The 17862-nt window shown below is 73.1% G+C and carries 17 protein-coding genes; 5 read left to right on the top strand and 12 right to left on the bottom strand.

Going from position 1 to position 17862, the window contains the following annotated elements:
- Positions 1–1377 carry a glycoside hydrolase family 43 protein gene (locus J2S41_RS04965; RefSeq protein ID WP_310363602.1) on the top strand — a complete coding sequence of 459 codons (1377 nt, stop codon included), beginning with the start codon at positions 1–3 and terminating at the stop codon, positions 1375–1377.
- Positions 1378–1413: 36 nt separating this feature from the next.
- On the opposite strand, the gene J2S41_RS04960 is transcribed toward J2S41_RS04965, so the two are convergent.
- From J2S41_RS04960 to iolC, 12 genes are all read right to left on the bottom strand, one after another.
- Positions 1414–2142 (bottom strand): SDR family oxidoreductase, encoded by a 729-nt coding sequence (locus tag J2S41_RS04960; protein ID WP_310363601.1) that lies wholly within the window; start codon positions 2140–2142, stop codon positions 1414–1416.
- Positions 2143–2591: 449 nt separating this feature from the next.
- Positions 2592–3269: a GOLPH3/VPS74 family protein gene (locus J2S41_RS04955; protein WP_310363599.1), complete on the bottom strand. Its 678-nt coding sequence runs from the start codon at positions 3267–3269 to the stop codon at positions 2592–2594.
- 148 nt (positions 3270–3417) lie between these two features.
- The gene (locus J2S41_RS04950; protein WP_310363597.1) at positions 3418–4407 is read right to left on the bottom strand and encodes a Gfo/Idh/MocA family oxidoreductase; all 990 of its coding nucleotides are present in this window, start codon (positions 4405–4407) and stop codon (positions 3418–3420) included.
- Complete coding sequence (locus J2S41_RS04945; protein WP_310363595.1) at positions 4404–5573, bottom strand: Gfo/Idh/MocA family protein; 1170 nt, start codon at positions 5571–5573, stop codon at positions 4404–4406. The genes J2S41_RS04950 and J2S41_RS04945 overlap by 4 nt, the downstream gene beginning before the upstream one ends.
- Complete coding sequence (locus J2S41_RS04940) at positions 5570–6433, bottom strand: TIM barrel protein (protein ID WP_310363593.1); 864 nt, start codon at positions 6431–6433, stop codon at positions 5570–5572. The genes J2S41_RS04945 and J2S41_RS04940 overlap by 4 nt, the downstream gene beginning before the upstream one ends.
- A complete protein-coding gene (locus tag J2S41_RS04935; protein ID WP_310363591.1) occupies positions 6430–7272 on the bottom strand; it encodes an ATP-binding cassette domain-containing protein in 843 nt (280 codons plus the stop codon). The genes J2S41_RS04940 and J2S41_RS04935 overlap by 4 nt, the downstream gene beginning before the upstream one ends.
- Positions 7269–8315, bottom strand: a complete 1047-nt coding sequence (locus J2S41_RS04930; RefSeq protein WP_310363588.1) for an ABC transporter permease — start codon at positions 8313–8315, stop codon at positions 7269–7271. The genes J2S41_RS04935 and J2S41_RS04930 overlap by 4 nt, the downstream gene beginning before the upstream one ends.
- A complete protein-coding gene (locus tag J2S41_RS04925; RefSeq protein WP_310363586.1) occupies positions 8315–9304 on the bottom strand; it encodes a sugar ABC transporter substrate-binding protein in 990 nt (329 codons plus the stop codon). Before J2S41_RS04925 ends, J2S41_RS04930 begins: the two co-directional genes overlap by 1 nt.
- 62 nt (positions 9305–9366) lie before the next feature.
- On the bottom strand, positions 9367–11232 hold the full coding sequence (gene iolD / locus J2S41_RS04920) for a 3D-(3,5/4)-trihydroxycyclohexane-1,2-dione acylhydrolase (decyclizing) (protein WP_310363584.1): 1866 nt from the start codon (positions 11230–11232) through the stop codon (positions 9367–9369).
- Positions 11229–12044, bottom strand: coding sequence for a 5-deoxy-glucuronate isomerase (iolB, locus tag J2S41_RS04915; protein WP_310363582.1), 816 nt, complete (start codon positions 12042–12044; stop codon positions 11229–11231). The genes iolD and iolB overlap by 4 nt, the downstream gene beginning before the upstream one ends.
- On the bottom strand, positions 12044–12928 hold the full coding sequence (locus J2S41_RS04910) for a Cgl0159 family (beta/alpha)8-fold protein (RefSeq protein WP_310363580.1): 885 nt from the start codon (positions 12926–12928) through the stop codon (positions 12044–12046). Before J2S41_RS04910 ends, iolB begins: the two co-directional genes overlap by 1 nt.
- On the bottom strand, positions 12921–13868 hold the full coding sequence (iolC, locus tag J2S41_RS04905; RefSeq protein WP_310363579.1) for a 5-dehydro-2-deoxygluconokinase: 948 nt from the start codon (positions 13866–13868) through the stop codon (positions 12921–12923). The genes J2S41_RS04910 and iolC overlap by 8 nt, the downstream gene beginning before the upstream one ends.
- A 131-nt stretch (positions 13869–13999) precedes the next feature.
- On the opposite strand from iolC, the gene J2S41_RS04900 reads away from it, so the two are divergent.
- From J2S41_RS04900 to J2S41_RS04885, 4 genes are all read left to right on the top strand, one after another.
- Entirely contained in the window at positions 14000–14737 is a 738-nt protein-coding gene (locus J2S41_RS04900; RefSeq protein WP_310363577.1) for a GntR family transcriptional regulator, read from the top strand.
- Between the two features lie 139 nt (positions 14738–14876).
- A complete protein-coding gene (locus J2S41_RS04895) occupies positions 14877–15467 on the top strand; it encodes an RNA polymerase sigma factor (RefSeq protein ID WP_310363575.1) in 591 nt (196 codons plus the stop codon).
- On the top strand, positions 15460–16665 hold the full coding sequence (locus tag J2S41_RS04890; RefSeq protein ID WP_310363573.1) for a WD40/YVTN/BNR-like repeat-containing protein: 1206 nt from the start codon (positions 15460–15462) through the stop codon (positions 16663–16665). Before J2S41_RS04895 ends, J2S41_RS04890 begins: the two co-directional genes overlap by 8 nt.
- A gap of 78 nt (positions 16666–16743) precedes the next feature.
- The gene (locus J2S41_RS04885; protein WP_310363572.1) at positions 16744–17814 is read left to right on the top strand and encodes an acyltransferase family protein; all 1071 of its coding nucleotides are present in this window, start codon (positions 16744–16746) and stop codon (positions 17812–17814) included.
- Positions 17815–17862 lie beyond the last annotated feature (48 nt).

Below are 17862 nucleotides of genomic sequence, written 5' to 3'. Positions count from 1 at the left end.
ATGAAGCGTCGCACGCTGATGGCCGCCGCCGGCGGCGCCGCCGTCGCCGGTGCGGTCGCCGGGCCCGGCCCGGCCGCCGCCGCGGCCTACACCGGATACGCGATGGCCTACTTCACGGAGTCGCCGACCATGGCCGCGGCCGTCTACGGCCTGCACCTGGCGGTCAGCTCCGACGGGCTGAACTGGACGCCGCTGAACCAGAACCGCCCGGTGGCCATGCCGACGCTGGGCAGCACCGGGCTGCGCGACCCGTTCATCCTGCGCAAGCAGGACGGCACGTTCACGGTGCTGGCCACCGATCTGAAGGGGACGGACTGGGCGTACCAGAGCCGGCACCTGCACGTCTGGGACTCCGCGGATCTGCGCGGCTTCACCGGGTACCGGCTGCTCAAGGTCCACTCGCTGGCCACCCACGCGTGGGCGCCGGAGGCGGTGTGGGACCCGGCGCGCGGCCAGTACGCGATCGTCTACTCCGCGGTGAACGCGTCCGGGCACAACGTGCTGATGGTCAGCTACACCACGGACTTCCGCACGGCCACCGACGGCGTCGTCTTCTTCGACCCGGGGTACGACGCGATCGACGGCAGCTTCGTGACGGTCGGCGGCGTGCACTACATGTACTACAAGAACAACACGAACAGCACGCTGCTCGGCACCCGGTCCGGCACGGCCGGCCCGAACAGCTGGAGCGTCTACACCGGCGCGATCTCGCCGGGCCGGGGCGTGGAGGCACCGCAGATCGTCAAGTCGAACACGGCGAACACCTGGTGGATGTGGGGCGACACGTGGAGCCCGAACGGCCGGTTCTTCGCCTGGCAGACCGCGGACGTGGCGAGTGGCTCGTGGACGCCGCTCAACGACCGCGCCTACACGCAGCCGCTGAACTCCAAGCACCCGGGCATCGCGCCGGTCACCGCGGCCGAGCTGTCCGGGCTGACCGCCACGTTCGGCACCCCGGCGTGGAACCGGATCAAGAGCTACAACTTCCCCGACCGGTACGTCCGGCACGCGGACAACGTGGCGCGGATCGACGTCTACCCGTTCGATCCGTACCAGGACCAGCAGTGGACGCTCGTCCCCGGGCTGGCCGACGCCGCGGGCGTGTCGTTCCGGAGCGTGAACTTCCCGGCCATGTACCTGCGGCACTCCGGCTACGCGCTGGTGCTGGCCGCGGACGACGGCAGCGCCACGTTCCGCGCGGACGCCACGTTCCACCGTACGGCCGGGCTCGCGGACTCCTCCTGGACCTCGTTCCGGTCGCACAACGTCCCGGACCGCTACCTCCGGCACAGCGGCTACGTGCTGCGGATCGACCCGATCACGTCCGGCTCCCCCGCCACCGACCGCCAGGACGCCACGTTCCGCGTCGTCCACTGAGGACAGGGCCGGCCCGGCCGGGCTGGCCCGTCCCCGTCAGCGCCCGCCGGACACGTCGATCGTGGTCGCGGTGACGTACGACGCCGCCGGCGACAGCAGCCACTTCACCGCCGCCGCCACGTCCTCCGGCGTACCCGCCCGCCCGAGCGGCAGCGTCGGCCCGACCCGCCGCGCCCGATCCGGATCGCCACCGGACGCGTGCATCTCCGTGTCGATGATCCCGGGCCGCACGCCGACCACCCGGATGCCGCGCGCCGCCGCCTCCAGCCCCAGCCCGCGCGTGATCGTGTCGACCGCCGCCTTGCTGGCCGCGTAGTCCACGTACTCCCCCGGCGACCCCAGCACCGCCGCCCGCGACGACAGGTTGACGATCACGCCACCCTCGCGCATCCTCTCCATCGCCTCGCGGCAGCAGCCGGCCAGCCCGATGACGTTCACGCCCAGCACCCGCGCCCACCGCTCCGGCGAGATCTCCTCGAAGCCGCCCTGCCGCTCCAGCACCGCCGCGCCGTTCACCAGCCCGGTCAGCTCCCCGAGTTCGTCGGCGGCCGCGAACAGCGCCCGCACCCCCGCCGGGTCCGCGACGTCACAGGCCACCGCCCGCGCCGGACTCCCGGCCCGATCCAGCTCCGCCGCGATCGCCCGGGCCCGCTCGTGCTCCGCCCGATACCCCAGCACCAGAGCCCGCCCCGGCTCCCCCGCCAGCACCCGCGCCACCGCCGCCCCGATCCCCCGCGTCCCCCCGGTGATCACACAGACATCCATCGCAGACCCCCCGCTGTTGACAGTTCACGTCCTGCCCCAAGCCATGCATCCGGCAGGAAACGACTCCTCGGACCCCCTGCTTTCGGCAGGCTAAAGTACCGCTGTCCCGGCGCGCGTCCAGCCCTCTCCACCGTGGCACCGGCCCGCACCGTCGACCGGCTCGACGAGGGCGCCGGGTCGGCGGCGACACCCTCGGCTTCTCCCGCTCCACCACGGACAACGAGGTCGGCCCCGCGCCGGTGTCCGTGCCGTCCGCGGCAGGGGTGGTCAGCACGGTGCGGCGGGAGAGCACCCGGGTCGATCACGGCCGGCGTGGCGAGGCGCGGCATCCTCGCCACCAAGACCGTGCGGGACACCAGCCGGGACGGGTGGGGCTCCGGCACCGCTGCTGGCCGTGCTGATCCTCTGACCGGTACGGACCCCGGGGCGCGGGGTCCGTACCGGTGTGGTCAGGAGGTGACCGTGGTGGTGATGACGGCGGCGGAGGCGGCCGCGCTGGCGGCGGCGATGGCCGCGGCGGTGCGGGCGACCGCGGTGCCGACGGCGGCGGCGCCCCAGTGGCCCTTCTCCAGTTCCTTGGCGCGCCGGTGGACGTCGCCGGACCAGGCGATCAGCGGGCGCAGTTCGGGGAGGGCGCCGCTGCCGGAGAGGAGCGCGATGATGGCGGCGGTGCGCGGGTCCGGCTCCGCGCCGTCGACCAGGACGGCGCGGATGACGCGGCGCAGTTCGGCCTCGTGGCCGGTGTCGGCGGCGGGCAGCCGCGTCGTGCGGAACAGGCCGAGCACGCGCTTGCTCTCGCGGCGGATCTGGCCCTGCGCGATCAGCCGCTCGACCACGGTGTCCCACAGGCCACCGCCGATCTTCAGCAGCAGCGTCTGGACGCTGCGCGGTTTGCGGGCGATCTCGTCGTACGCCTCCTGGAGCAGCGGGTCGGGCAGCGGGCCGTCACCCACGGCGGTGACCTGGGCGCCGGTCAGCAGGTTGCCCTTCGCGGTGTCGACCCGGCCCAGCATGGCCAGTTCGACCAGCACCGCGCCGCCGAGCGCGTACGGCAGCGTGCCGGCCTTGGCCGGCGTTCCGGTCTCGTCGTCCAGCAGGAGCAACAGCAGATCCTCGACGATCAGCATGTCGGGGGCGTCCCTTCGGTGATGACGGTTCGTCAGGCCCGGGAGGATTCGTCATAGCCCATAGGGGCAATTATGACCGTCCTCCCGGGCCTCACGCTATCGTCCTAGCCGAGCGGGCGCATTACGGACCATGTCACTGTGCCAAAAGTCAGCGGTAGAGCTTCGGCACCGGGGGCAGCGTGACCTGCTGCGGCGTGCCGGTCTCCAGCGCACGCACGCACGCGGCGGCCACGAACGTGGCGGCGAAGCCGTCCCAGGCGGTGGCGGTGTTGGCCGCCCCGTCCACCCAGTCCTGGAGTTCCAGCCGGTACGCCTCCGCGAAGCGCGGGCGCCAGTCGGCCGGCAGCGCCCGGCCGTCCATGCCGGAGCGGCGCAGCACCGTGGGCGGCGGGCCGTCCAGCGTGACCGTGCCCAGCTCGCCGACCAGTTCCGCGCGCACGTCGTAGCCGTATCGGGCGTTGACGAACACCTCGACGTCCGCGATCGCGCCGGACGCGGTGCGCAGCAGCAGGATCTGCGGGTCCGGCGTGCCGCCGCCGTGGCTGGTCGCGCGCGGCGCGTGCACGGACACCTCGGTGATCTCCTCGGCGAACAGCCACCGGGTGATGTCCAGCTCGTGCACGGCGGAGTTGGTGATGACGGAGGCGCCGGGCAGGCCGGGCACCGCGGCCGGGTTGCGGTGCACACAGTGGAGGATCAGCGGCGCGCCGATCTCGCCGAGCCGCAGCATGCGCCGCAGCTGGGCGTAGCCGGGGTCGAAGCGGCGCATGAAGCCGACCGAGACCAGGCGGCTGCCGGCCCGGTCCTCCGCGTCCAGGATGCGGGTGCACGCCTCCACGGTCGGCGCGAGCGGCTTCTCGCAGAGCACCGGCTTGCCCGCGGTGATGCAGGCCTGCACGTACTCCTCGTGCGTGTCGTCCGAGGACGCGACCAGCACCGCGTCGATGTCGTCGTCGACGATCAGCTCGTACGGGTTGCCGAACACGCGGGCGCCGCCGCTGTGCATCGCGACCTCCGCGGCCCGGACCGGGTCGAGGTCGTGAACGCCGGCCACGATCGCGCCGGAGACCGAGGTGGTGAGCAGCCGGGCATGGTCCGCGCCCATGATCCCGGTGCCGATGATGCCCACGCGCTTCACAGCGATACCCACCCTCCGGTACGGACGGACTCGGACATGGCGTCGAGCGCGGTGGCCGCCGCGACCGCGTCGTCGAGCGTCGGGCCGTGCGGCTTGCCCGTCGCGATGGAGGTGAGGAACCCGGCCGCCTCGATCACCTTCAGGTCGTCGTAGCCCATCGGGATGCCGGCGCCGGGCTGGAACGCGGCCAGGTCGCCGTGACCGGCGGTGGCGTACACCGTGCGGTAGCTCTGGTCCTGGTAGTCCGCGCCGGTGCTGACCCGCAGCTCGCCCATCCGCCGGAAGTCCCAGGAGAGCGCGCCGGTGGTGCCGTGCACCTCGAAGCCGTAGGTGTTCTGCTCGCCGACCGCGACGCGGCTGGCCTCCAGCACCGCGCGGGCGCCGGACGCGAACCGCAGCAACGCGGAGACGTAGTCCTCGTTCTCCACCGCACCGGGCGGCCCGTCCGCGCGGGAGAAGTGGCTGCCCGCGCCGGAGACCGTGGGCCGCGCCGGGATGATCACCGAGGTGTCGGCGACCAGCGCGGACAGCGGGCCGAGCAGGTACCGGCCCAGGTCGACCGCGTGCGAGGCGAGGTCGCCGAGCACGCCGTCGCCGCCGTGCGAGCGGGTGAAGCGCCAGGACAGCCCGCCGTCCGGGTGCGCCGCGTAGTCGCTGAAGAACCGGATGCGCGCGTTGGTGACCGTGCCGATGTCGCCGGCCGCGATCAGCTCCCGGGCGTGCGCCACCGCGGGCGCGGCCCGGTAGTTGAACCCGACCGTGCTCCGCACCCCGGCCGCGGCGGCGGCGTCACGCACCGCGCGCGCGTCGGAGGCGCCCACGCCGACCGGCTTCTCGATCCACAGGTGCTTGCCCGCGGCGACGACCGCCTCGCCGATCTCCCGGTGCAGGAAGTTCGGCGCGGTCACGCTGATCGCGCCGATCCGGTCGTCGGCGATCAGTTCCCGCCAGTCCGGGGACGAGGAGAGGAAGCCGTACCGCGCGGCGGCGGCCGGGGCCCGGCCGGGCGCCGGATCGGCCACCGCGACCAGCGTGGGGACCAGCGGCAGGTCCGGGTAGTGGTGGCGGACCCGCTGGTAGGAGCGGGCATGCACCTCGCCCATCCAGCCGAAGCCCACCACGCCGACGCCGACCGGGCCGGCACCGATCCGGTCGGACGCGGTCACACGTTCTCCCTCAGGTAGTTCACGCTGCGCCGCACGTCGCCGATCGGGCCCTCGCCCGCCGGCGGCACCTCGTGCAGCGCGCAATCCTGTTCCAGCACGTACCAGCCGCGGTAGCCCGCGGCCTCCAGGCTCCGGACGATGCCGGGGATGTCCAGGTCGCCGGCGCCGAGCGGCCGGTACAGCCCGGCCCGTACCGCGTCGATGTAGGCCAGCCCGCGACCGGCGACCGAGGTGTCCACGTCCTTCAGGTGGACGTGCGCGATCCGGTCCCCGGCCAGCGCGATCAGCTCCTCCGGCCGCATGCCGCCGAGCAGCAGGTGGCCGGTGTCCAGGCAGATCGGCACGTCGCTGCCGTCCAGCAGCCGCAGCACCGCGTCCCGCGACTCGATCGCGGTGCCGACGTGCGGGTGCAGCGTCGGCAGCAGGCCACGCTCGCGCGCCATCTCCCGCAGCGTCGTGAGCGTGGCGAACAGCGTCCGCCACTCGGTCTCGTCCAGCGTGACCGCACGGTCGTAGCCGCCGTCGGCGGAGCGGGCGGCGAGGACGACCACGGTGGCGCCGGCCGCGGCCAGCGTGTCCATCGCGGCCGCGGCCTCGTCCAGGTCCGCGGCGGTGGCGAGGTGCATGGGCACCGGCAGGAATCCGCCGATCAGCCGCAGGCCGCTGCGGTCCAGCAGCTCCCGCACGTCGGCCGCGTCCTTGCCCAGGTATCCGGTGGGGCCCAGCTCGGTCGCCGGGAGGCCCAGCGACCGCATCTCGGACAGCACCCGGTCCGCGGGCAGTTCCAGCCCCCAGCCGGGCGCCTCGCACACACCCCAGGAGATCGGTGCGCCACCGATCCGCTCCGCCGCTGCGGTCATGCCTGAGCCTCCTCCTGATACGCCTTCGCCGCCGAACTCGTCGAAGGGTCGCGCTCCAGCTCGTGGGCCAGCTCCTCCAGTTCGGCGCCGCCGGCCATCAGCCGGGTCAGCTCCGGGAGGGAGATCTCGGACTTGGCCAGGTCGCCGAGGCTCCGGCCCCGGTTCAGGAGCAGGAACCGATCACCGATGGGGTACGCGTGATGGGGGTTGTGCGTGATGAAGATGACCCCGAGCCCGCGGTCCCGGGCCGCCGCGATGTAGCGCAGCACCACGCCCGCCTGCTTCACGCCCAGCGCGGACGTGGGCTCGTCCAGGATCAGCAGCTTCGCGCCGAAGTACACCGCGCGGGCGATCGCCACCGACTGCCGCTCGCCGCCGGAGAGCGTGCCGACCGGCTGCTCCGGGTCGCGGATGTCGATGCCCATCTCGCGCAGCTCGCGACGGGTGATGTCGATGGCCGTCCGCCGGTCGAACCGCCGGAACGGGCCCCACCCCTTCGTCGGCTCCGAGCCGAGGAAGAAGTTCCGCCAGATCGCCATCAGCGGCACCATCGCCAGGTCCTGGTAGACCGTGGCGATGCCGGCGTCCAGCGCGGCCCGCGGGTTGGCCAGCGTCACCGGCGCGCCGTTCATCAGCAGTTCGCCGCCGTCCGGCCGGTGCACGCCGGACAGGATCTTGATCAGCGTGGACTTGCCGGCGCCGTTGTCGCCGAGCACGCAGGTGACCTCGCCGGCCCGGACCGTGGTCGACACGCCGGCCAGCGAGATGACCGTACCGAAGGTCTTGGCGACGTTCTTGATCTCCAGGAGCGGAGCGCCGTTTTCCGAGGGCATGGTCATCTCCGGGACTGTTCGGCGAAGCGGCGGATGTACTGGTTGGCCAGCACGGCGAGCAGCAGCATCGCGCCGAGGAAGAACTTGAACCAGTCCGCGTCCCAGCCGGCGTAGACGATGCCCTGCGACGTCATGCCGAAGATCAGCGCGCCGATCGACGCGCCGATCGCGGAGCCGAAGCCGCCGGTCAGCAGGCAGCCGCCGATCACCGCGGCCACGATGTAGATCAGCTCCTGGCCGAAGCCGGCCTGCGCCTGGATCGAGGTGAGCCGCACGATCTGCGTGGTGCCGACGAACCAGGCCGCGAACGACGTGGTCATGAACAGCGCGATGGTGGTGCGCTGCACCGGTACGCCGACGTTGCGCGCCGCGGTGAGGTCGCCGCCGACCGCGAAGATCCAGTTGCCGAAGCGCGTGCGCAACAGCACCCAGGACCCGATCACCGTGGCGACCACCCACCAGACGATCGCGATCTGGAACGGCGCGCCGCCGATCGTGATCTCACTGGCGAAGATCGCCTTGAGGACCCCGTACCCCTGGATCTTGTCGAAGTTGTTGACCTGGACCGTGTTCGTCACCAGCTTCGTCACGCCCAGGTTCAGGCCCTGGAGCATGAGGAACGTGCCGAGCGTGATGATGAAGCTGGGCAGCTTCGTGCGCACCACCAGATAGCCGTTGACGAAGCCGATCGCCAGGCAGAGCAGCAGCGACAGCGCCAGCGCGGCCCAGGTGTTCACGCCGTAGTAGGTGGTCAGGATGCCGCTGGTGATCGCGGCCGTGCCGGTCTGCACGCCCGCGGACAGGTCGAAGTGACCGCCGATCATCAGCAGCGCCACCGCCACCGCCATGATGCCGAGCGTGGACGCCGGGTCCAGCCAGTTCGCCACGCCGCTGGCCGACCGGAACACGCCGGAGAGCAGCGCGAAGAACGCGAAGACCAGCACGGCGCCGAGCAGCGCGCCCAGTTCCGGCTTGAGCAGGAGCCGGGTGAGGGGCCCGACGCGGGCGACGCGTTCGTCGCCCGCCTCGGTCGCGACGGCCGCGGTCATCAGCGCGTTCCGGCCGCGGCGAGCTCGGCCACCTGCGCCGCGTTCTCCTTGGTGACCAGCGCGGGGCCGGTCAGCACCTGCTGGCCGCCGCCGAGCACGTTCAGGTTCGCCTTGTACTGGGTGAGCATGGTGACGGCCAGGTACCCCTGCAGGTACGGCTGCTGGTCCACCGCGAAGAGGATCTTGCCGTCCTGCACCGCCTTGGCGACCTCCGCGTTCAGGTCGAAGGTGGCCAACTTCGCGGACGAGGCGGCCTCGGTGATGCCGGCCGCGGCCACGTTCGCCACCGGGCCGCCGAGCGTGACCACGCCGTCGATCGCGGTGTCCGACTGCAGCTTCGCCTTGATCGTCGACTGCGCGGCCTGGAGGTTGTTGATGTCGACCTGCAGGTTCTGGAGCTGGCCGCCGAGCGTGGCGCCGACCGCGGCGCAGCGCTCCTCCAGGCCCACGTTGCCGGCCTCGTGGATCACGCAGACCACGTTCTTGACGCCCTGGTTCTTGAGTTCGGTGCCGACCGCCTCGCCGGCCACCCGCTCGTCCTGGCCGATGTGGGTGAGTGCGCCGAACTCGGCCGACCGGGACGCGCCGGAGTTGATGGTGATGACCGGGATGCCGGCCGCGACCGCCTTCTCCACGGACGCCTTCAGCGCGTCCGGATTCGCCATGGAGACGACCAGGCCGTCGACCTTCTGGTTCACGGCCGCGTCGATCAGCTGCGCCTGCTTCTGCGGGTCACCGTCGCTGCTGTACGTGATGGTGTCGCCGAGGTCGGTGCCGGCCTTCTCGACACCGTTCTTGACGATGCTCCAGAACGCGTCACCGGCCGCGCCGTGCGTCACCACCGCGATCCTGTAGCCGTAGGTGCCACCGCCGCCGCCCGAGGTGTCATCGTCGTCACGGTTCACCGCGTTCTCGCTGGAACATGCGGCGGCGGTCACAAGCAGGGCCAGGGCTGCCACGGAGGCCCCGACCCGGTAGAGAGTCTTCATTACCGAGGGTCCTTTCAGGATTACAGCGCGCGATACGCGGGGTGCCCTCCGCGTACGCGCGGTTACAGGTAGTGATTCTGGGCGCGTTTGCCCTCCCGATACCGCGCGTTCGCGTCGCGCACGGTGTTCAAGGTAGATGAGGCCGCGACCGGCACGTCCCACCACGATCCACTTCCCGGGGAATCCACGTACGGATCTGCGTCGACATGCACCACGATGACGCCTTCCGCCTTGCGCGCCCGGGCCAGCGCGTCGGTCAGCTCATCGACCGTGGTGGCGCGGATCACCTCGGCGCCGAGACTGCGCGCGTTCGCCGCCAGATCCACCGGCAGCGTGTCCCCGGCCAGCCGGCCCTCGCCGTCGCGGTACCGGTAGGCGGTGCCGAACCGCTGCGCGCCGACGGACTCGGAGAGGCGGCCGATCGAGGCGTACCCGTGGTTCTGGACCAGCACCACGATCAGCTTCACCCGCTCCTGCACGGCGGTGACCAGTTCCTGCGCCATCATCAGGTACGAACCGTCGCCGACCAGGACGAACACCTCCCGGTCCGGCGCGGCCAGCTTCACGCCGAGGCCACCGGCGATCTCGTAGCCCATGCACGAGTAGCCGTACTCCACGTGGTAGCCCTTCGGGTCCCGCGTCCGCCACAGCTTGTGCAGGTCACCGGGCATCGAGCCGGCCGCGCAGACCACCACGTCGCGGGGTTCGGCCGCGTCGTTGACCGCGCCGATCACCTCCGTCTGCGCGGGCAGCGGCCGGTGGCCGAGCCGGTAGGCGCGCTCCACGGTCGCGTCCCACTCGGCCGCCAGCCGCCCGGCCCGCTCCCGGTACGCGTCGCCCGTCCGGTATCCGGCCAGCGCCTCCCGCAGCCGCGTGATCGTCTCGCGCGCGTCACCGACCACCATGGCGCCGGAGTGCTTGGCCGCGTCGAACGCCGCGACGTTGATGTTCACGAACCGCACGCCCGGTGCCGCGAACGCCGTCCGGGACGCGGTGGTGAAGTCGCTGTACCGGGTGCCGATGCCGATCACCACGTCCGCCTCGCGGGCGAACTCGTTCGCGGCCGTGGTGCCGGTCGCGCCGACCGCACCGAGGCTGAGCGGGTGGTCGTACGGCAACGAGCCCTTGCCCGCCTGGGTCTCCGCCACCGGGATGCCGGTCGCCTCGGCGAACTCCCGCAGCGCCTCGGTCGCCTCCGCGTAGATGACGCCGCCGCCGGCCACGATGAGCGGCCGCGCCGCGGACCTCAGGATCTCGGCCGCGCGGGCGAGCGCCGCCGGCTCCGGCACCGGGCGCGGCACGTGCCAGACCCGCGGCGCGAACAGGTCCTCCGGCCAGTCGTACGCCTCCGCCTGCACGTCCTGCGGCAGCGCGATCGTCACCGCGCCGGTCTCGACCGGGTCGGTCAGCACGCGCGCCGCGTTGAGCAGCGCGGACGGCAGCGCCTCCGGCCGCCACACCCGGTCGAAGTAGCGGCTCACCGGCCGGAACGTGTCGTTGACCGACACGTCGCCGGCGCGCGGGTCCTCCAGCTGCTGCAACACCGGGTCGGCGACCCGGGTGGCGAACACGTCGCCCGGGAACAGCAGCACCGGCAGCCGGTTCACCGTGGCCAGCGCCGCGCCGGTCACCATGTTGGTGGCGCCCGGGCCGATCGACGACGTGCAGGCCAGCGTCGACATCCGGTTCCGCATGCGGGCGAACCCGGCCGCCGCGTGCACCATGCCCTGCTCGTTGCGGGCCTGCCGGTACGGTGCCGCGCCCGGATCGGTCAGCTCCGCCTCCAGCAGCGCCTGCCCCAGCCCGGCCACGTTGCCGTGCCCGAAGATGCCGAACCAGCCCTCGATCAGCCGGTGCTCGACGCCGTCGCGCTCGGTGCGCTGCGCGGCCAGGAACCGCACCACGGCCTGTCCCACGGTCAGCCTCATGCCAGACTCCTTTTCCCGAACGGCAGCCTCGGGTCGATCGGCTGGCCCGCCCAGGTGTCCCGAATCCAGGCGTGCTCCGGGTCGTCGCGGATCAGCCAGGCGCGGGCGCCGGGCCCGGCCATCACGTTCAGGTAGTAGAGGTCGTAGCCGGGCGCGGCCATCGACGGCCCGTGCCAGCCGTGCGGGACCAGCACCACGTCGCCGCCGCGCACCTCGGTGAGCACGTCGATCGGCCGCTCCGGCGTGCCGTAGACGCGCTGGTAGCCGGGGCCGCCGTTCGCCACCTCGAAGTAGTAGATCTCCTCCAGCACGGACTCGCCGTCGCGCTCCTCGTCGTGCTTGTGCGGCGGGTAGGACGACCAGTTGCCGCCGGGCGTGAGCACCTCGCAGGCGATGATCCGGTCCGCGTCCAGCACCTCCGGCACGCCGAAGTTGTGCACCTGCCGCGAGCAGTTCCCGGCGCCGCGCAGTTCCACCGGAACCTCGTCCACCGGGACGTACCGGAACGGCTTGGGGTTCGTGGCCTTCGCACTCGCCAGGGCGATCCGCCCGGACCCGGTGATCGTCAGCGTGGTGTCGACGGGGATGTATGCGACATCGGTCGGGCCGTCGAAGACGCCGGCGCGCCCGCGGAGCTCCGCCCTGTCCCCCCGGCCCGTGACCACCGTGCAGCCGCCGCTCAGCGGGACCACGATCACCTCGGTGCCGCCGGTCTCGGCCGAGTAGGTCTCCCCCGGCTCCAGCGCGACGATCCGCAGGCCGGAGTAGGCCCAACCGGCGTCCTCCGGCGTGATGTCCGTGAGCACGGTCATCACCGCACCCCCTGCCCGTGGACCAGCGCGACCGCCGTGTCGACCGCCGCGGCCACGTCGCCGTCCGGCGGGTAGAGCAGCGCGCGGCCGACCATCAGGCCACGCACGCCCGGCGCGGCCAGGGCCCGGCCCCAGCGCTCGTAGGTCTCGTCCGGGCTGCCGGACGGGTCGCCGCCGAGCAGCAGCGTGGGCAGCGTGGTCGCGGCCATCACGGCCTCCATGTCGTCGACGACCGGGAGCTTCAGCCAGGTGTACGCGCTGGTTCCGCCGAGCCCGGACGCGATCGTCACGGACCTGACCACGGCCTCGGTGCTCAGGTCGTTGCTCACCCTGCCGTCCACGCGGCGGGACAGGAACGGCTCGACCATGGCCATCCTGCCCGCCGCCGCCAGGTGATCGACCGCCTTCGCGGCGGACTCCAGCGTGCGTGCCGTGGCCGGGTCCTCGAGGTCGATCCGGACCAGCATCTTGCCGCCGTCGAAGCCCATCCGCGCCACGGCCGCGGCGTCGTAGCCGGTGAACCTGTCGTCGATCTCGAAGACCGCGCCGGCCAGGCCGCCCCGGTTCATCGAGCCGATCGCGACCTTGCCGTCCAGCGCGCCGAGCAGCAGCAGGTCCTCCAGGACGTCCGCGGTGCCGAGCACGCCGTCCACGCCGGGCCGGTCCAGCGCCGTCATCAGGCGGGTGAGCAGCGTGCGCCGGTCGGCCATCGCGGTCCGGTCGCCACGGACCGCGAGCGCGCCCCGGGCCGGGTGATCCGCCGCGATCAGCATCAGGCGGCCGTCCGGGGTGTGGAGCGAGCCCTGTCGCCGGTTCGCGGCCTTCTCCGCGATCGCCTCCGGATTGGTGGCGCGCAGCTCCCGCAGCTTCTCGACGTCAGGCATGGTTCGCCACCAGCGCGCGCTCGACCTCGTCGGTGGTGGGCATCGCGGTCGAGCACTCCAGCCGACCGGCGACGATCGCACCGGCCGCGTTCGCGAAGCGGATCAGCCGCTCCAGGGGCCAGCCGGTCAACAGGCCGTGGCAGAGCGCGCCGCCGAAGCCGTCACCGGCGCCCAGGCCGTTGACCACGTCGACCGGGGTGCTCGGGACGCGTACCGACTCGGTGGCGGTCCTGGCCAGTACGCCCTCGGGGCCGAGCTTGACGATCGCCAGCTCGACGCCGGTCGTGAGGAGCGCGTCGGCGGCCTTCTCCGGGTCGGTCTCGCCGGTCGCGACCGTGCACTCGGTGAGGTTGCCGACGGCGACGGTGACGTTCGGTAGCGCCTTCTCGATCTCTGCGCGGGCCTCGCCGGGCGAGTCCCAGAACATCGGGCGGTAGTCGAGGTCCAGGACGGTGTGCTGTCGTCGTCGGCGCGCGGCCCACGCGGCGTGGTGTGCTTCGCGGCTGGGCTCCTTGGACAGGCCGGTCACCGTACACCAGAAGAGGCTTGTCGCTCGTATGGTCTCCTCGTCCAGCTCCTCGGCGCGGATCACCAGGTCGGGCGCGATCGGCTGCCGGTAGAAGTAGAGCGGGAAGTCGTCCGGCGGGAAGATCTCGCAGAACGTGACCGGTGTGGCCAGGCCCTCGACCGCGCTGACGAAGCGGTTGTCCACGCCCAGCTCGGTGAGCGTCCGCCGGATGTAGCGCCCGAACGGGTCCGGCCCGACTCTGGTGATCACCGCGGTCCGCCGTCCGTGCCGCGCCGCCGCCACCGCCACGTTCGTCGCGCTGCCACCCAGGAACTTGCCGAACGACTCGACATCCTCCAGCCCGACCCCGGTCTGCAGCGGATAGATGTCGACGCCGACGCGCCCCATCGTGACAACCTCAAACCCGGCCATAAGGTACGTATCTCCCTCGATGGATTGCGCCCAGGTGTCGGGAACGTTTCCGTTCCGCGAGCTTCCGCTCACCCGCCGCCCCGGTCAATACTTTGTCCTGACAAACACGCTCGCTTGTCCGGGGTGATCACGTGCCACTCCCGCCCATCGACCTCGACCGCAGCGCCACCGACCCGCTGTACCTGCAGGTCAGCACCGCCCTCGTGCACGCTATCGAGACCGGCCTGCTGGCGCCCGGCGAACGCCTGCCGGACGAGGTGTCATTCGCCGCCTCCCTCGGCGTCTCCCGCCCCACCATGCGCCGCGCGATCGAGGAACTGCGCGCGGACGGGCTGCTCACCCGCAAACGCGGCGCCGGCACCCGGGTCAACGACCTCCAGGTGCGGCGCCGGGTCGCCCTCACCAGCCTTCACGACGACCTGACCGCGGCCGGCCGCCACCCGACCACCCGGGTCCTCGCCTTCGATCCGCTCGCGGTGGACCGGCACGCCAGCCGCATGCTGGGTCTGCCGGACGGCGAACGTCTGATCCATTGCGAACGCCTCCGCTACGCGGACGGCGCGCCGCTGGCCATCCTGCGCAACTGGCTCCCGCCCCGCTTCGCGTCCGTGACCGCCGCCGACCTGGCCACACACGGCCTCTACCACCTGCTCGGCGCCCAGAACGGCCGCCCGTCCGTCGCCAAACAGCAGATCACCGCCCGCGCCGCGACCGCCGCCCAGGCCCGCCTGCTCGACATCGGCCCCGGCGCCCCGCTGATCGCCATGCAGCGCACCGCTTTCGACGCCGCCGGCACCGCCGTCGAATTCGCCGACAACCTCTACCGCGCCGACCACTACACCATCGACGTCACCGTCTACCACCGATGATCCGGCTACCCCCCGACGGCCCGCCCGGCCGGCCCGGCGCCCGCCGCATCACGCGCGCGAGAAAATCGCCGAACCGATGCAACCGCACGTGGAGGCCGTTTGTCCTCTGATGGACGAGCGGTGGTGACGGGAGGGGTGTGTGGAGGCCGAGGACGCGGTGCGGCAGGCGTACGAGGCCCACTACCGACGGCTGGTGACGCAGGTGTTCGGCCTGGTCGGTGAGCTGGCCGAGGCGGAGGACGCGGTGCACGAGGCGTTCGCGCGGGTGCTGGCGGCGCCGCGGTCGTTCCTGGAGGCGGAGGACGCCGAGCGGTGGCTCCGGGTGGCGGCCCTCAACATCGCCAGGACCCGGTATCGGCGGCGGTGGCTGTTCGACCGTCTGGTCCGGTCGGGCCGGGTCGAGGTCGCGCCGCCGGTGCCGGGGATCTCCGGTGACCGGGTGGCGCTGGTCGCGGCGCTGCGGCGGCTGGCACCGCCGACCCGCGAGGTGGTGGTCCTGCACCACGTGGCCGACCTGCCGGTGGCCGAGGTCGCGGTCACGCTCGGCATCCCGGTCGGCACGGTCAAGGCCCGGCTGGCCCGCGGCCGCACCGCGCTCGCCCGCCTGCTGTCCGACGAGGAATCCACACCGCTGTCCGGCGAGGCACCCCCGGCGTCGTCCGGCGGAGAACCCGCACGGCTGTCCGGCGAGGAACCCGCGCCGCTGCCCCGGGAGGTCCGTCATGCCTGAATCGGACTTCGACGGTCTCCGGGCCGAGGTGGGTGCGGCGGTGCGCCAGCCGGACTTCGGCACCGTGCGCGGGCGGGCGCGTGCGGTGCGCCGGCGCCGTACCGTGGCCTCGGCCTTCTTCGCGGCCGTGCTGGTCCTCGCCGGGCTCGGCGTGGCGGTGCGAGGCACGGCGGACGAGCGTCCCGCCGTCCCGGCCGCCGCGCCGACCCTCGATCAGGATGCGGCCTGGCCGCGGATGACCTCGGCGACGGCCGGCGGAACGGACCTGTACGGGCTGCTCACCCGCTGCACGACGTGCCCGCCGGAGTTCTACGCCTCCTCGGACGACGGCGCGTCCTGGGAGCGGCGCACCGTGCCGCCCGCGACCGGTTCCGGCGGTGACGCCCGCCGGGCCGTGCTCACCTCCCTCGCCCCGGAAACCGTGGTCTGGCACGAGATCCCGCTCAACGAGACGCCCCGCCGACTGTGGATCACCGGCGACGGCGGCCGGACGTGGCGGCGCGCCGCGGTGGACACGACACCGGTGGACGCGGTCCCGGCGGGCACCCGGCCGGTCGACTGCGACCATCTCCTGGCGCTTCCGGACTGCGCGGTCGCCGTCCTCGACCCCGCGACCGGCCGGTTCGCACCGCTGGCCGCCCAGCCCACCGGCATCGACGTCCGGGCACGGTGGACGGCCGACGTCACCGCGCCGGCCGACGGGCGCCTGTGGGTGCCCGGCCTGGAACCGGTCACGAACAAACCCGCGGTGGCGACCAGCGCCGACGCCGGCCGGACCTGGCGCACGCACGTCTTCGCCGGCGCCGACGTGGCCGTGACCGACCTGGCGATGCACGTGCCGCAGGTGGCGGCCGGCCCGGATGGAACCGCGTACGTCCAGACGTATCGGGCGGGCGACCGGTCCGACACGTACTACACGGTCGACGGTGGCACGACCTGGCAGGCGGGCGCGACGATCGCCGGCGCGGTGCTCGCCGACAGCTTCGTCACCGCGGACGGCCTGCACGTCGTCCGGACGTGGGCCGGTCCGCTCGGCGGTCGCGGCGCCGAGCCGTACACGCCGGTGGACCTGCCCGGTTTCCCCGCCGACGCGGTGCAGCCGGAACCGGTGGCCGCCGGCCGCTACCTGGTGGCCTCGGAGACCGGACCGTACCTCTCCGAGGACGGCCGCACCTGGCGGCGGCACCGCCTGCCCTGACCCGCATCCCGTCCCGCCCAGGCATGACCGCCGGTCATGCCTGCCGCCGCCGTGCGCCCGAACCCAGGAACGGACCCCGTGACCGTCGACGACAACCGCATCCCCGGGCTGGACGGGATCCGTGGCCTGGCCGCGCTGTACGTCGTGCTGCACCACTGCTGGCTGCTGTCCTTCCCGGGCTACCCGGCCAACACCGGCCCGGGCGGGCTCGACTGGCTGGTGCACGGCCGGTTCGCGGTGGTCGTGTTCATCACGCTGTCCGGCTTCTCGCTGGCCGTCGCACCGGCGCGGCACGGCTGGCGGCTCGGCGGCGCGGCGCGCTTCGTGCGGCGGCGGGCGCTGCGGATTTTGCCCGCCTACTGGGCGGCGCTGGCCGGGAGCGCCGTCGTCGCGGCCGCCCTGCCGTCGCTGCCGCAGAGTGCGCCACCGACGCTCCGCGCGATGATCGTCCACACTCTCCTGCTTCAGGACGTCATCGCCGTGCCCACGCCGAACGGCGCGTTCTGGTCGATCGCCGTGGAGGCCGGCCTGTACCTGTCCTTCCCGCTGCTGCTGGCGGCCCGCCGGCACCTCGGCGCGACCGCCACCCTCGGCCTGGTCATCGTGCCGGTCGTCCTCGCCGGCCTGCTCGGCCTGGCCTCCGGGCCGCGGGCGACCGGCTACACGGTGGAACTCGCCCCGCTGTTCACGCTCGGCATGCTGGCCGCCGGGGTGATCCCGGCAGGCCCGCGAATCCGGCGCCTGCCCTGGCTCGGGCTGGCCGTGCTGGCCGCCGCACCGGTCTTGACGCTGGCCGCCGTCCGCGGCCCGGCCTGGACCGGCGCACACTACTACTGGCTGGACCTCGCCATCGGCCCGGCGATCGCGTTCCTGCTCGCCGGGCTGGCCACCGGGCGCCCGGCCCGCACCATCCAGCTGCTGCACAGCGGGCCGCTGCGGGCCCTCGGCGATTTCTCCTACAGCCTCTACCTCGTGCACATGCCGATCGTGGCGGCGATCAGCACGCTGCTCGCCCGGCCGCACACCGATTCCCGCCCGGCCGCCTTCTGGCTCACCGTGGCCCTGGCCGTCCCGGCCGCCCTGATCACGGCCCGGGTGTTCGCGGCCGGGTGCGAGACGCCGTTCCGCCGGCGCCGGGAACCGACCTGACGGCCGGCGATTCCCGGGTGCCCGCTCCCGGTGCCCGCTCCCGGCCTG

It is taken from the genome of Catenuloplanes atrovinosus (assembly GCF_031458235.1).
Classification (GTDB): domain Bacteria; phylum Actinomycetota; class Actinomycetes; order Mycobacteriales; family Micromonosporaceae; genus Catenuloplanes; species Catenuloplanes atrovinosus.
The sequence above is the reverse complement of the archived record's forward strand: the minus strand, read 5'-3'. Positions and strand labels throughout refer to the sequence as shown.